This window comes from Cellulomonas biazotea (assembly GCF_004306155.1).
GTDB lineage: Bacteria > Actinomycetota > Actinomycetes > Actinomycetales > Cellulomonadaceae > Cellulomonas > Cellulomonas biazotea.
Genome location: NZ_BIMR01000102.1, coordinates 1 through 13,559, shown reverse-complemented (window position 1 = coordinate 13,559; position 13,559 = coordinate 1). Strand labels below are relative to the sequence as shown.

Sequence of the window (13,559 nt, the reverse complement as noted above, 5' to 3'; positions counted from 1 at the left end):
GCACCGGGCCGGCCCGGCCACGCCGCGGCACCCGCCCGACCCGGCCACGCCGCGGCCGACGGGCGGGTCGTCGACGACGTCGGCGTCGGCCCGTGGCCCGGCGGCCCGGACGCGTGGCCGCGCGTCCCCGGCACCGCCGACCTCGACCCCCGCTACGACCCCGACCTGCTCGCGCACGGCGACCGCCGCAACGTCGTCGACCGGTACCGCTACTGGACGCTCGAGGCGGTCGTCGCGGACCTCGACACGCGCCGGCACCCGTTCCACGTCGCGATCGAGAACTGGCAGCACGACCTCAACATCGGCTCGGTGGTCCGCACCGCGAACGCGTTCCTCGCCGCCGAGGTGCACGTCGTCGGCAACCGCCGCTGGAACCGGCGCGGGGCGATGGTCACCGACCGCTACCAGCACGTCCGCCACCACCCGACGGTCGACGACCTGCTCGCGTGGGCCGCGACGGCGGGACCCGACGGTGCCGCCCTGCCGGTCCTGGGCGTCGACAACCTGCCCGGGTCTGTCGCGCTGGAGGGCTACCCGCTGCCGCGCGCGTGCGTCCTGCTGTTCGGCCAGGAGTCCGTCGGCCTGTCGGACGCCGCGCGCGCCGCCGCCGTCGACGTCCTGCACATCGCCCAGTTCGGCTCGACCCGGTCGATCAACGCGGGTGCCGCCGCGGCGATCGCGATGCACGCGTGGGTCGCCCGGCACGCGGGCCCTCCACCCGCCTGACGGCCCACCCGCCTGACGGCCCACCAGGCTGACCGCCCGCCTTACCGCCAGCCTGACCGCCCGCCTGGCGCGACGACCCGCGACCGGACCGGCGACGACCCGCGTCAGCCCAGCCCGCGGTGCCCCGCCCACAGCCCCGACGCCCGGTCCGCCGCGGCCGCGACGAGCGCCGCGAGCTCGGGCCGGTCGGGCACGCGGAACGACACGTACGCGCCGCGCCCACCGGCCACGGGCCGCCCGTACGCCTTCGCGGCGAGGGTCCCGTCGGGCAGCAGCCGCACGTTGAGGGTGAGCAGCCGGAACTCCTCCCCGCGCCGCGAGTCGGTCCACTGCAGGTCCTCGGGGATCGTCACGTTGATGGCGAGCGCGGACACCACGACGTCGTCAGTCCCGGTCATCCGGCCATCGTCGCAGCCCACGGGCCGAGGTCGTCAGCCCGCGCCGAGGTCGTCGGCTGGAACCGGCGACCTCGGCACGGACCAGCGACCTCGACGCGGGCACGACGTCCCGGCCGTGCACGACCGCCACCGGTGTCCGTGGGCAGGACGTCCCGACCGGTCCTTCGTCGAGCAGTGGCAAACTGTGGGCGACACCGCCCTACGAAACGCAGGAGTGCTGCAGATGGCCATCGCCACCCCCGAGGTCTACGCCGAGATGATCGACCGGGCGAAGGCGGGCAAGTTCGCCTACCCGGCCGTGAACATCACGTCGTCCCAGACCGTCACCGCCGCGCTGCAGGGCTTCGCGGAGGCCGAGTCCGACGGCATCATCCAGGTCTCCGTCGGCGGCGCGGAGTACGCGTCCGGCTCGACGGTCAAGGACCGGGTCGCCGGTTCCCTCGCGCTCGCGGCCTACGCCGCCGAGGTCGCCAAGGGCTACGGCATCACCGTCGCGATCCACACCGACCACTGCGTCAAGAAGAACCTCGACTCGTGGGTCCGCCCGCTGCTGCTGCTCGAGGCCGAGCAGGTCAAGGCCGGCAAGAACCCGACGTTCCAGTCGCACATGTTCGACGGCTCGGACATCCCGCTCGAGGAGAACCTCGTCATCGCCGCCGAGCTCCTCGAGCTCTCGCAGGCGGCCCGCACGATCCTCGAGATCGAGGTCGGCGTCGTCGGTGGCGAGGAGGACGGCCACGAGGCCGAGATCAACGAGAAGCTCTACACGACGGCCGAGGACGGCCTCGCGACGGTCCGCGCGCTCGGCGCCGGCGAGAAGGGCCGCTACCTGACGGCCCTCACGTTCGGCAACGTGCACGGCGTCTACAAGCCGGGTGCCGTCAAGCTGCGCCCGTCGATCCTCGCGGACATCCAGAAGGCCGTCGGCGCCGAGGTCGGCAAGGAGTCGCCGTTCGACCTCGTGTTCCACGGTGGCTCGGGCTCGACGGCCGAGGAGATCGCCGAGGCGGTCGACAACGGCGTCATCAAGATGAACATCGACACGGACACGCAGTACGCGTTCAGCCGTCCGGTGGCCGACCACTTCTTCAAGAACTACGACGGCGTCCTGAAGGTCGACGGCGAGGTCGGCAACAAGAAGGCCTACGACCCGCGTGCGTGGGGCAAGCTCGCCGAGGGCGGCATGGCGCAGCGCATCGTCGAGGCGGCGCAGCAGCTCCGCTCGGCGGGCAACCGCATCAGCTGACCCTGCGGTCCTGACGACGACGGGCCCCGCCACTCACGTGGTCGGGGCCCGTCGTCGTTCCGGCGTCCGGTGGTCGGCCGTGCGGTCGCCCGCGGACGTCCGCCCGGCGTGCCGGGGCGTCGCTCAGGGGGTCGGCGTGCCGTCCGCGGGCGCGTCGCCCACCGGCTGGAACGCGCTCTCGTCGTCCTCCTCGACGACGTCGAGCAGCTCGCCGATGCGCGTCACCTCGAGCAGGAACCGCACGGTCGGCGGGACCCGCAGCAGGCGCACGCGGTGCTGGCTGCGGATCGACAGGCGCGCGAGGAACGCGACGCCCGACGAGTCCATGAACGTCACGTGGTGCGCGTCGACCTCGATCGGCAGGCCGACGTGCTCCGCCTCGGCGGTCGCCTCCTGCAGCTCGGGCCCCAGGTCGGCGTCGACCTCGCCCGAGAGCACGATGCGCGTGCGGTCGGTCCCCACGATCACGTGCACCGCCCCGGGTTCACCCACGACCCGGCCTCCCGCGTCGGTCGGGTTCGCCGACTCGTCCGGGATGCTGCTGTTACCGTCGCCCACGGTGCTCCTTCTGGTACTGGCAGTCCACGGGTCTTCGCCGAGGGCCCGACGATTCGCCCGTTCGGCACGCTAGACGATCGGAGGTGGTGGTGGTCAACTCCCACGCTGATCCGGTGTCGACGGCGGGGCCCGCCACGACCGTCGAGCGGACGGTCGACGAGGCCGTCGACCTGCACGCACGAGCGCTCGCCGCGACCGCCGTCCCGATGGCGCTGTTCGAGTCGCGGGACGGGATGCTGTCCGTCGTCTGGGTGAACGACGCGTTCGTGCGGTCGCTCGGGTACGGCGTCGAGGGCGCGCTGGCGCGCGAGCCGGCCGTCCGCCAGGAGCTCGAGCAGGACCCCGTGCGTGCCGGGCAGCTCGCCGCGGCGCTCGCGGCGGGGCAGCCGTTCACGCCGACCTTCTCCCTGGGGCGCGGCGACGGGACCCGGTTCGTGTGCCAGGTCCACCTCGCACCCGTGCCGACCGACGACGGCAGCACGCCCACGTCCTGGGTGGCCGCCTTCCAGGACATGACGGAGCAGCTCTCGCACGACGCGGAGCAGGCGGCGCTGGTCGAGGCGGAGCGGCGCGAGCGGCGCAGCCTGGGCCTCATCGCGCAGGTGTCGGACCTGCTCATGGACGTGGACGACCCGCACGCGCTGCGCGAGATCGCGATGCTGCTGCGGCACGGGGTCGTCGCGTGGGCGGGGTTCTTCCTCAACGACCGCGGCCTGCGGGCTGCCGACGGCGTCGACCCCGCGCACCCGCCGAGCGGCAAGGGGCACCGGCACGGCGGCGACGTCTACCGCCTCGACGGCCGGGCGCCGCGCCCGTCGACGCCCGACGTCGTGCAGCTGCTGCTCGACGGCGACCGTGACCGGCCGGTCGAGATCCAGCTCGACGCGGGCTACCCGCAGAACAGCGCGTCCGCGTGGCTCGCCGAGCACGTGGGCACCGAGGGCTACCGGCCGTCGGGCGGTGGCACGGTGCTGCCGGAGGACCGGCGTGCCGTCGTCTACCCCGTGCCGGGACGTCGGCGCGTCCTGGGCCTGCTCGCGGTCCTGCCGCGCGGCGGCGGCGGGCTGCGGGGCGTCGAGCCGTCGACGACCACGGTCCTCGAGCTGACCGCGCGCCGCGTCGGGCTCGTGCTCGACAACGCCCGCCTGTACGACCGCGAGCACCGCCTCGCCGAGACGCTGCAGCGCGCGATGCTGCCGCAGCAGGCCGAGGTCGACGGGCTCGACGTGTGGACGTACTACGCGCCGAACTCGGAGAACGTGCAGGTCGGCGGCGACTGGTACGACGTGCTGCAGATCGCGCCGGACGTCGTGGGCGTCGTCATCGGCGACGTCGTGGGGCACGACGTCGAGGCCGCGGCGACCATGGGGCAGCTCCGGTCGGTCGTGCGCTCCTACTCGTTCGACATCACGACGCCCGGCCCGGTCCTGGAGCGGGTCGACCAGCTCGTCGCGGGCATGCGCGTCCCCCGCTCGGCGGGTCTGGTCCTCTCGACGCTGACCCGCCGCGAGGGCGGCTGGCGGCTCGACTACTCGCGCGCGGGGCACCTGCCGGTCCTGCACGTCCGCAAGGGCGTCGCGACCGAGCTGCGCGGCGCGGGCGGGGCGCTCATCGGCTTCGGGGGTTCCGGCCGCTCGACGAGCTCCGTCGAGCTCGAGCCGGGGGACGTCCTCGTCTACTACACCGACGGCCTCATCGAGCGGCGCGACCGCGGGCTGCGCGACGGGCTCGCGGCGCTGGCCGACGTGTCGTCCCGGATCACGGCACGCGACGCCGCGGGGATCGGGGAGGAGCTGCTGTCGCGGCTCGCCGACCACCCGGAGGACGACGTGGCCGTCGTCGTCGTGCGCGTGCCCGACCCGGGCGACCTGGTGGAGCGTGCGCGCAGCCCGCGGCGGCGGCGCTGGTCGCTGCCGAGCGAGCCCGCGTCGATCGGCCGCGCCCGGCACGCGGTGGTCCGCACCTGCCAGGCGTGGGAGATCCCCGACGCCGCGAACGCCGAGCTCGTCGTCTCCGAGCTGGTCGCGAACGCCGTCCTGCACGGGTACGGACACGTCTCGCTGCAGCTCTACGACACGGGCGACGGCCTGCGGATCGAGGTCGAGGACGGCAACCCGGCACCGCCGGTGACGACCGACGGCCACCCCGGCCGGGTCGGCGGGTTCGGCATGCAGATCGTCGAGCGGCTCGCGGACTGGGGCTGGCGGCAGTCGCGCGGCGGCAAGCTCGTGTGGGCGAAGGTGCGGCCGGGGCAGCTGCCGCCCACCGCGCGCGGCTGACGTCCCGCGGGCGACGTCCGGCCCGCGAGGTCGCCCGGTCAGTGCGGGGCGGGTGCGCCGTCGGGCTGCACGAAGCCCGACCCGAGCGTGCCGTGCGCGCAGCGGTGGTCGGGGTCGATGCGGAACAGCTCCATCGCACCGCAGATCTCGATGACGAACAGGTCGCGCGCGTCGGCGCCGCGCAGGACGGTCGCGCCACCGCGCTTGCGGCTCGCGTCGGCCAGCGAGATGAGGAACGCGGCCCCCGTCGAGTCCATGAACGTCACGCCGCACATGTCGATGACGAGCAGCTGGCGGCGCAGGCCGACCACCCGGGCGGCGACCTCGGGGAACTGGTCGCGTTCCGCGAGGTCGAGGTCGCCGGTGATGACGAGCGTGGTCGTCGTCGCCGACGTGGAGATCTCGATCATGTGGGGTCCACCGGGTTCGAGGGGCGACCCAGCGCCTGCGGGGCGCCGGGAGGGGGTCCGGCGGGTCGACTGTAGTTGCGCTCCCAGGGACCCGCATCCGGAGCACCTGGACACGCGACCGGATCCCCCGGACGGCCCACCCGCGCGCCGGTCGGGGGACACTGGTCCGATGAGCCACGAGAACCTGCTCGACGGTCCCGCCCCGACCCGCCTGCCGGCCGACGGCCCCGACGCCGACGCGCGTGCAGCGCTGTCCGCGGGGAGGTCCCCGCGCGAGGCCGCCCCCGTCGCTCCCGCGTCGTCGCTCGTCTGGGCGCTGCTGGCCGAGCGGGCCCTCGCGGACGACGGCGACCCGGTCGCGGCGTACGCGTACGCCCGGACCGGCTACCACCGAGGCCTGGACGCGCTGCGCCGCGCGGGCTGGCGCGGGCGGGGCCCGATCCCGGCCGACCACACGCCGAACGAGGGGTTCCTGCGCGCGCTGCTCGCGCTCGCGGAGGCGGCCGACGCGATCGGGGAGACCGAGGAGGCGCAGCGGTGCGAGCAGTTCCTCGCCGACTCGGGGACGTCCGCCAAGGAGGTCGCCGCGCTGCGGTGACGCCCCGGCCGAGGCGTGAGCCCGGCCATGACCGTTCCTTGACCGTCCGGTACCCTCTCGGAGGTACCGGGTCACTGCCGCCCGTGCCCGGGTCCACGTGCAAGCGCCGCCCTTTGCGGGTCGGTCTCCGCCGTGCGTCCCCGCATCGCAGGCAGGTGGGAGTGGTGACAGATGCCTGCAGTGGTGGTGCTCGGCGCCCAGTGGGGCGACGAGGGCAAGGGCAAGGCGACCGACCAGCTCGGGTCGCGCACCGACTACGTGGTGAAGTTCAACGGCGGCAACAACGCCGGCCACACGGTCGTCGTCGGCGGCGAGAAGTACGCGCTGCACCTGCTCCCGTCCGGCATCCTGTCGCCCGGCGTCGTCCCGGTCATCGGCAACGGCGTCGTCATCGACCTCGAGGTCCTGTTCCAGGAGATCGACGCGCTCGAGGCGCGCGGCGTCGACACGTCGCGCCTGCTGGTCTCGTCGGCCGCGCACGTCATCGCGCCGTACAACCGCACGCTCGACAAGGTCACGGAGCGGTTCCTCGGCAGCCGCCGCATCGGCACGACGGGCCGCGGCATCGGCCCGACGTACGCCGACAAGATCAACCGCACCGGCGTGCGCGTGCAGGACCTCTTCGACGAGAAGATCCTGCGGCAGAAGGTCGAGGGAGCCCTCGACCAGAAGAACCACCTGCTGGTGAAGGTCTACAACCGGCGCGCGATCACGGTCGACGAGACCGTCGAGGACCTGCTGCGGTTCGCCGAGCGTGTCCGCCCGTTCGTCGCGGACACCCCGCTCGTGCTCAACCAGGCGCTCGACGCCGGCAAGACCCTCGTGTTCGAGGCGGGCCAGGCGACGATGCTCGACATCGACCACGGCACGTACCCGTTCGTCACGTCGTCGTCGGCGACCGCGGGCGGCGCGTGCACGGGCTCGGGCGTCGGACCGACCCGCATCGACCGCGTGGTGGCCGTCGCGAAGGCGTACACGACGCGCGTCGGCGAGGGGCCTTTCCCGACCGAGCTCGACGACGCCGACGGCGAGTGGCTGCGGCAGACGGGCGGCGAGTTCGGCACCACGACGGGCCGCCCCCGCCGGACCGGCTGGTACGACGCGGTCGTCGTCCGGTACGCCGCGCGCGTCAACGGGCTCACGGACCTGGTGCTCACCAAGCTCGACGTCCTGACCGGCAAGGACCGCATCCCGGTCGCCGTCGCGTACGACGTCGACGGCACGCGCCACGACGAGATGCCGTTCGACCAGACGGACTTCCACCACGCGAAGCCGGTGTACGAGTACCTGGACGGCTGGACCGAGGACATCACGGGTGCCCGCGAGTTCGACGACCTGCCCGACGCCGCGCAGCGCTACGTGCTGCGTCTGGAGGAGATCAGCGGGACCCGCATCTCCTCGATCGGTGTCGGCCCGGGCCGTGAGGCGACGATCGTCCGGCACGACCTGCTGAGCTGACGCACGCAGACCGACGGCGCCCGCCCCTTCCCGTGGCCGGGCGCCGTCGGTGTCTGCGGGGTCAGGCGGCGGCGTCCGCCAGTGTCGGGGCGGCAGCCGGGGCGTCGTCGGTGCGGTCGCCGTCCGGGTGGTCGTCGGCGCGCACGGCGGCCTCGGCGGCGGCGACGTCACGCTGCCGGACGACGGCCATCGACCCGAGCGTCGCGAGGACCGACACGACGGTCCCGCCGACGAGGACGGCCTCGAGGCCCCACTGCTCGGCGACGAACCCGGCGAGCAGCGCGCCGACGGGCATGAGGCCGTAGCCGAGCGTCCGGCCGGCGCCGCCGATGCGGCCGAGCATCGTCGCGGGGACGATCCGCTGCCGCATCGACACGGAGACGACGTTGCCGATCGTGTTGGTGAGGCCGAGCGCGAGCAGGGTGACGACGAGCGCGGGGACGGTCCGGACGACGACGGGGACGAGCAGCAGCGCGCTGTTGACGAGCCAGCAGCCGAGCATGAGCCGGACCTCGCCGACGCGTCGGGTGAGGGTCTCGGCGACGAACGAGCCGGCGACGGCGCCGACCGCGAGGGTCGCGGCGAGCAGCGTGTAGTGCTCGGCGCGCAGGCCCAGGACGGACCCGGGGCCGACGCACCAGAGGATGAAGACCGCGAAGTAGCCGGTGCTGGCCATGTTCATGAGCGACCCGGACAGCAGCAGCGGGCCCAGGACGCGGTGCCGGGCGAGGAACGTGACGCCCTCGACGACCTCCCGTCCGGCGTGCCGGCGCTCGGTGGTCGCGGCGGCGTGCCGGTAGCGGCCGGGGATGCCGCGCCACAGCAGGACGGCGGCGGCGACGGCGAGCGCGGCGGGGACGCCGAAGACCCACCCGGTGCCGAGCGTGAGGACGGCCCCGGCGACCGGTGCGCCGACGAACGAGTTGGTGACGGTCTGCACGGCCATGGTGCGGCCGTTGGCGGCGTTGAGCCGCGACCGGGGGACGAGGTCGGGGACGAGCGCTCCGGCGGCGAGGTCGGCGAACACCTCGGTCGCGCCGTAGACGAGGGCGACGACGACGAGCGCGGTCATGGTGAGCCGGTCGGTGGCGACGAGGCCGACGGTCGCGGCGAGGACGGCGGCGCGGACGACCATGGCGACGATCTGCACGACGCGGCGGTCCTGCCGGTCGACGACGACGCCTCCGACGAGTCCGAGCAGCAGCCAGGGGAGCCAGACGGCGGCGGTGATGAGCGCGATCTGGCCGGGGGAGCGGGTGAGCGTGAGGGCGACGAGCGGGACGCCGAGGCCGAGGACGCCGTCCCCGAGGTTGGCGGCGCCGGTGGCGCCGAGTGCGGCGGTGAAACGGCGGCCGAGCGGCTCGGCGGCGGTGTTCCCCTGCGTGCTCATCGTGCGCCCCTAGGATCGAAGAGGAAGTTCTGCAAAGAGTTCTTTGCAGAGAAGACTTTGCAAAGGTATCTCTGCACATGGCCGAGCGCAAGACCCCCGCCGACGACGCCGCGACCCCGGCGCTGTTCGCCGAGCGCCCCATCACGCCCGAGGCGCTCAAGGCCCTCGCGCACCCGCTGCGCATCGCGATGTACAACCTGCTCGGCGAGCGAGGACCCGCCACCGCGAGCCAGCTCGGCCGCGCCCTGGGGGAGAGCAGCGGGCAGACGAGCTACCACCTGCGCCAGCTCGAACGGTTCGGGTTCGTCGAGGACGACCCCGAGCACACCGGCGGCCGCGAGCGCTGGTGGAAGCCGATCGGCTTCAGCATCGACGGGCGCGCGATGCTCGCGGACCCGGCGACCGCCCCCGCCGCGCGGATCATGCTGCAGTCGGTCGTCGCCGACCGCGCCGACGTCCTCACGCGCTGGATGACGTCCGAGCGCGACCCCGCATGGGACGACGCGCAGATCAACGACCGCATCACCACCGAGCTCACGCCCACCGAGGCGCACGACCTCATCGCCGAGGTGCAGCAGGTCCTCGACCGCCACGTCGACGCCGCGAAGAAGCGCCGCGACGCCGGTGAGACCGACGGCCGCCGCCGCTACCGGATCTACCTCGACGCCCTGCCGCTGCCGCTGTCCGACGAGGAGGGCAGCGCGACGCCGCAGGCCGAGGGCTGACCGCGACCGCCTTCGCCCCGCCCGCCGTCCGCTCCCGCCGTCCGCCCTCGGCGTTCACCACCGGCGTTCACCACCGGCGCGGAGGGCGGCACCGCCCGGCGGTCGGACAGCACCGCGGTCCGGGCGGCGGCGTCGGTAGGCTCGACGCCCGTGAAGATCCTCGTCGTCGGCACCGGTGCCCGTGAGCACGCCCTCGTCCGCGCGCTCTCCCTCGACCCGGCCGTCACGGCCCTGCACGCCGCCCCCGGCAACCCCGGTATCGGAGCGCTCGCGGAGCTGCACGACGTCGACCAGCTCGACGGCGCCGCGGTCGCCGCGCTCGCCACCGGGCTGGGTGCCGACCTCGTCGTCGTCGGCCCGGAGGCCCCCCTCGTCGCGGGCGTGTCCGACGCGGTGCGCGCCGCGGGCATCCCGGTCTTCGGCCCGTCCGCCGCCGCCGCGCAGCTCGAGGGCTCGAAGGCCTTCGCGAAGGACGTCATGGCCGCTGCGGGCGTCCCGACCGCCGAGCCGCGCGTCGTGAGCGTCGCCGCGGACGTCGAGGCCGCCCTCGACGCGTTCGGCGCCCCGTACGTCGTCAAGGAGGACGGGCTGGCCGCGGGCAAGGGCGTCGTCGTCACCGACGACCGCGACGAGGCCGTCGCGCACGCGCTCGCCTGCCTGGCCAAGGAGGGCGGCCGGGTCGTCGTCGAGGACTACCTCGACGGTCCCGAGGTGTCGCTGTTCGTGCTGTCCGACGGCACGGACGTCGTCCCGCTGGTCCCGGCGCAGGACTTCAAGCGCGCGCTCGACGGCGACGCCGGCCCCAACACCGGCGGCATGGGCGCCTACTCGCCGCTGCCGTGGGCGCCCGCCGGGCTCGTCGACGAGGTCGTCGAGACGGTGGCCCGGCCGACCGTCGCCGAGATGGCCCGCCGCGGCACCCCGTTCGTCGGGGTCCTGTACTGCGGCCTCGCGCTGACGTCGAACGGTCTGCGCGTCGTGGAGTTCAACGCACGCTTCGGCGACCCGGAGACGCAGGTCGTCCTGCCGCGCCTCGCGACCCCGCTGGCCGGGGTGCTGCTGGCCGCCGCCACGGGCGGGCTCGGCGACCTCGCGCCGCTGCGGTGGCGCGACGACGCGGCCGTGACGGTCGTCGTCGCGTCGCACGGCTACCCGGGGACGGTCCGCGACGGCGACCCGATCAGCGGGCTCGACGACGCCGAGGCGCTGCCCGGTGTGCACGTGCTGCACGCGGGGACGGCGCTGCGGCAGAACGCCGCGGGCGACGACGACGCGCAGGTCGCGGGCGGGCACCTCGTGTCCGCGGGCGGTCGTGTGCTGTCCGTCGTGGGCACCGGTCCCGACCTCGCCGCGGCGCGCGCCGCCGCCTACGCGGGGGTCGCGCAGGTCGAGCTCGACGGGTCGCACCACCGCACCGACATCGCGGCGGCCGTCGCGGCAGGCTGACGGCCACCGTCGGTCTGCAGCCGAGGGGCGTGACCGCAGGGCGGTCCTGAGGGCCGCGACCGCCGGACAGCCCTGCCGACGCGGTGCTGCCGTCACCACGCCCCGGCAGGTGGACGTCGTGCACGGAGGTCGTGCCGCGCGCGTCACACTAGGCCGGTGACCCTCGCCGCCGCGCCCGAACCGTCCGTCACGCTGCCCGGCTGGGCGCACACGTACTCCGGCAAGGTCCGGGACCTGTACGTCCCGGACGACTCCGCGGCGGGTGCCGCGATCACCGCCGAGCACGGCGACGTGGTCCTGGTCGTCGCGAGCGACCGGGTGTCGGCGTTCGACCACGTGCTGTCGCCGGGTGTCCCCGACAAGGGTGTCGTGCTCACGCAGCTGAGCCTGTGGTGGTTCGGGCAGCTCGCCGACCTGGTGCCGAACCACGTCGTGTCGACGGACGTCCCCGCAGCCGTCGCGGGTCGCGCGATGGTGTGCCGCCGTCTGGCGATGTTCCCGGTCGAGTGCGTCGCCCGCGGGTACCTGACGGGCTCCGGCCTGGTCGAGTACCGGGCGTCGGGCGAGGTCACGGGCATCCCGCTGCCCGCGGGCCTGGTGGACGGGTCGCGCCTGCCGGAGCCGATCTTCACGCCGGCGACGAAGGCGGAGCTCGGCGAGCACGACGAGAACGTGCCGTTCTCCACGGTCGTGGCGCAGGTCGGCGAGGACGCGGCGACGACCCTGCGGGACCTGACGCTCGCGGTGTACGCGCGGGCGGAGGCGATCGCGCGCGAGCGGGGCGTGATCCTGGCCGACACGAAGCTGGAGTTCGGGACCGACCCGACGACGGGGGCGGTGACGCTCGGCGACGAGGTCCTCACCCCCGACTCGTCGCGGTTCTGGCCCGCGGACGCCTGGCAGCCGGGGCGTGCGCAGCCGAGCTTCGACAAGCAGTTCGTGCGCGACTGGCTGACGTCGCCCGCGTCGGGCTGGGACCGGGCGTCCGACACGCCGCCGCCCGCGCTGCCGGCCGACGTGGTCGAGCGCACGCGCGGCCGGTACCTGGACGCGTTCGAGCGCCTGACGGGTGCGCCGCTGCCGCTCTGACGGCGCCCGTCCGGGTGTGAGCAGGGCGACAGCACCGTCCCGACCACGAGGGTCAGGCTGAGGTTAGGCTTGCCTCATACGCTGGCCGACGGGCGATCCCGCGCCGGCACCGACCCCCGAACCGATGGGAGCCCCCGTGCGCCACCTGCGCCGCACCGCCGTCGTCGTCACCGCGACCGCGCTGACCCTCGCGCTCGCCGCGTGCTCCGGCTCGACCGACGACGACGCCACCGCCACGCCGGAGCCCGGCAGCACGGAGTCCGACGGCACCACGTTCCCCGTGACCATCGAGTCGGCGCTCGGCACCGCGACCATCGAGGAGAAGCCCGAGCGCGTCGTCACGCTCGGCTGGGGCGCCGCCGACATCGCGCTCGACCTCGGCACGGTCCCCGTCGGCGTCGAGGCGGACACCTGGGGCGGCGACGCGGACGGCTACCAGCCGTGGTTCCGCGAGGCCGTCGAGGAGCGCGACGCCGAGCTCCCCGAGACCATCGCCGCGTACCCGCTCGACATCGACGCGGTCGTCGCGCTCGAGCCCGACCTGGTGCTCGCGCCGCAGTCCGGCATGGAGCAGGACGTGTTCGACCAGCTCTCCGAGCTCGTGCCCGTCGTCGCCTACCCGGGCGAGCCGTGGCAGACGACCCTCGAGGACCAGGTGACGATCATCGCCCAGGCCCTCGGCGTCCCCGAGCAGGCCCAGCCGCTCCTCGACGCCCGCCAGGAGGCGATCGACGCCGCCGCGGCCGCGCACCCCGAGCTCGCCGGCGTCCAGTTCGCCTACGTGTACGCCTCCGAGCCGGGCAGCCTGTCGGTGTACCTGCCGGGTGACCCGCGCGTCGAGCTCCTCACGGGCCTCGGCCTGGAGCTCGCGCCGTCCGTCGCGGACCTCGAGGCGACCCCCGGCACGTTCGCGGCCGAGCTCGGCCTGGAGAACGCCGACACCATCTCCGACGTCGAGCTGCTGTTCACGTGGTTCAACGACGACGCCGAGAAGGCCGCGACCGAGGCCCAGCCGCTGTTCGCGCAGATCCCCGCGTTCGCGAAGGGCGCGTACGTCCCGATGCTCGACCGCCAGCTCGGCATGGCCGTGTCCGTCGCGACGCCGCTGTCCGTGCCGTGGGCGCTCGACGCCTACCTGCCGCTCATCACCGCGGGCGCCGCGAACGTCTGACCCGGACGCCCGCGACCGGCCCGACCCGGCCGGTCGCGGCGCCCGCGTTCCGTACCGTGCACCCA

At 74.5% G+C, this 13,559-nt stretch carries 13 protein-coding genes; 9 read left to right on the top strand and 4 right to left on the bottom strand.

Annotated elements, in window-relative coordinates; genetic code table 11:
* Positions 1 to 726 (top strand): TrmH family RNA methyltransferase (locus tag CBZ_RS08280; protein WP_246013167.1); only part of this gene is annotated, 726 nt, incomplete at its 5' end.
* Between the two features lie 104 nt (positions 727 to 830).
* On the opposite strand, the gene CBZ_RS08275 is transcribed toward CBZ_RS08280, so the two are convergent.
* Complete coding sequence (locus tag CBZ_RS08275) at positions 831 to 1,124, bottom strand: hypothetical protein (RefSeq protein ID WP_130781095.1); 294 nt, start codon at positions 1,122 to 1,124, stop codon at positions 831 to 833.
* 223 nt (positions 1,125 to 1,347) lie between these two features.
* Here CBZ_RS08275 and fbaA point away from each other — a divergent pair, with 223 nt between their 5' ends.
* Positions 1,348 to 2,370 carry a class II fructose-bisphosphate aldolase gene (gene fbaA, locus CBZ_RS08270; protein WP_130781094.1) on the top strand — a complete coding sequence of 341 codons (1,023 nt, stop codon included), beginning with the start codon at positions 1,348 to 1,350 and terminating at the stop codon, positions 2,368 to 2,370.
* Positions 2,371 to 2,493: 123 nt separating this feature from the next.
* Here fbaA and CBZ_RS08265 read toward each other — a convergent pair whose 3' ends face one another.
* A complete protein-coding gene (locus CBZ_RS08265; protein WP_373862156.1) occupies positions 2,494 to 2,928 on the bottom strand; it encodes an STAS domain-containing protein in 435 nt (144 codons plus the stop codon).
* A gap of 113 nt (positions 2,929 to 3,041) precedes the next feature.
* On the opposite strand from CBZ_RS08265, the gene CBZ_RS08260 reads away from it, so the two are divergent.
* Entirely contained in the window at positions 3,042 to 5,207 is a 2,166-nt protein-coding gene (locus tag CBZ_RS08260) for an ATP-binding SpoIIE family protein phosphatase (RefSeq protein ID WP_246013166.1), read from the top strand.
* A gap of 38 nt (positions 5,208 to 5,245) precedes the next feature.
* Here CBZ_RS08260 and CBZ_RS08255 read toward each other — a convergent pair whose 3' ends face one another.
* Positions 5,246 to 5,617: an STAS domain-containing protein gene (locus CBZ_RS08255; RefSeq protein ID WP_130781093.1), complete on the bottom strand. Its 372-nt coding sequence runs from the start codon at positions 5,615 to 5,617 to the stop codon at positions 5,246 to 5,248.
* Positions 5,618 to 5,786: 169 nt separating this feature from the next.
* Here CBZ_RS08255 and CBZ_RS08250 point away from each other — a divergent pair, with 169 nt between their 5' ends.
* Entirely contained in the window at positions 5,787 to 6,215 is a 429-nt protein-coding gene (locus CBZ_RS08250; protein ID WP_130781092.1) for a DUF3151 domain-containing protein, read from the top strand.
* Between the two features lie 171 nt (positions 6,216 to 6,386).
* Positions 6,387 to 7,673, top strand: coding sequence for an adenylosuccinate synthase (locus tag CBZ_RS08245; protein ID WP_130781091.1), 1,287 nt, complete (start codon positions 6,387 to 6,389; stop codon positions 7,671 to 7,673).
* A gap of 61 nt (positions 7,674 to 7,734) precedes the next feature.
* Here CBZ_RS08245 and CBZ_RS08240 read toward each other — a convergent pair whose 3' ends face one another.
* Positions 7,735 to 9,063 carry an MFS transporter gene (locus CBZ_RS08240; RefSeq protein ID WP_130781090.1) on the bottom strand — a complete coding sequence of 443 codons (1,329 nt, stop codon included), beginning with the start codon at positions 9,061 to 9,063 and terminating at the stop codon, positions 7,735 to 7,737.
* A 77-nt stretch (positions 9,064 to 9,140) separates the two neighbouring features.
* Here CBZ_RS08240 and CBZ_RS08235 point away from each other — a divergent pair, with 77 nt between their 5' ends.
* The 4 genes from CBZ_RS08235 (at position 9,141) to CBZ_RS08220 (ending at position 13,494) form a co-directional block, all read left to right on the top strand.
* Positions 9,141 to 9,788 (top strand): winged helix-turn-helix domain-containing protein, encoded by a 648-nt coding sequence (locus CBZ_RS08235; RefSeq protein ID WP_130781089.1) that lies wholly within the window; start codon positions 9,141 to 9,143, stop codon positions 9,786 to 9,788.
* Between the two features lie 150 nt (positions 9,789 to 9,938).
* Positions 9,939 to 11,234 carry a phosphoribosylamine--glycine ligase gene (gene purD / locus CBZ_RS08230; protein ID WP_130781088.1) on the top strand — a complete coding sequence of 432 codons (1,296 nt, stop codon included), beginning with the start codon at positions 9,939 to 9,941 and terminating at the stop codon, positions 11,232 to 11,234.
* 156 nt (positions 11,235 to 11,390) lie between these two features.
* Complete coding sequence (locus CBZ_RS08225; RefSeq protein ID WP_130781087.1) at positions 11,391 to 12,323, top strand: phosphoribosylaminoimidazolesuccinocarboxamide synthase; 933 nt, start codon at positions 11,391 to 11,393, stop codon at positions 12,321 to 12,323.
* A 124-nt stretch (positions 12,324 to 12,447) separates the two neighbouring features.
* Complete coding sequence (locus CBZ_RS08220; protein ID WP_246013164.1) at positions 12,448 to 13,494, top strand: ABC transporter substrate-binding protein; 1,047 nt, start codon at positions 12,448 to 12,450, stop codon at positions 13,492 to 13,494.
* Positions 13,495 to 13,559 lie beyond the last annotated feature (65 nt).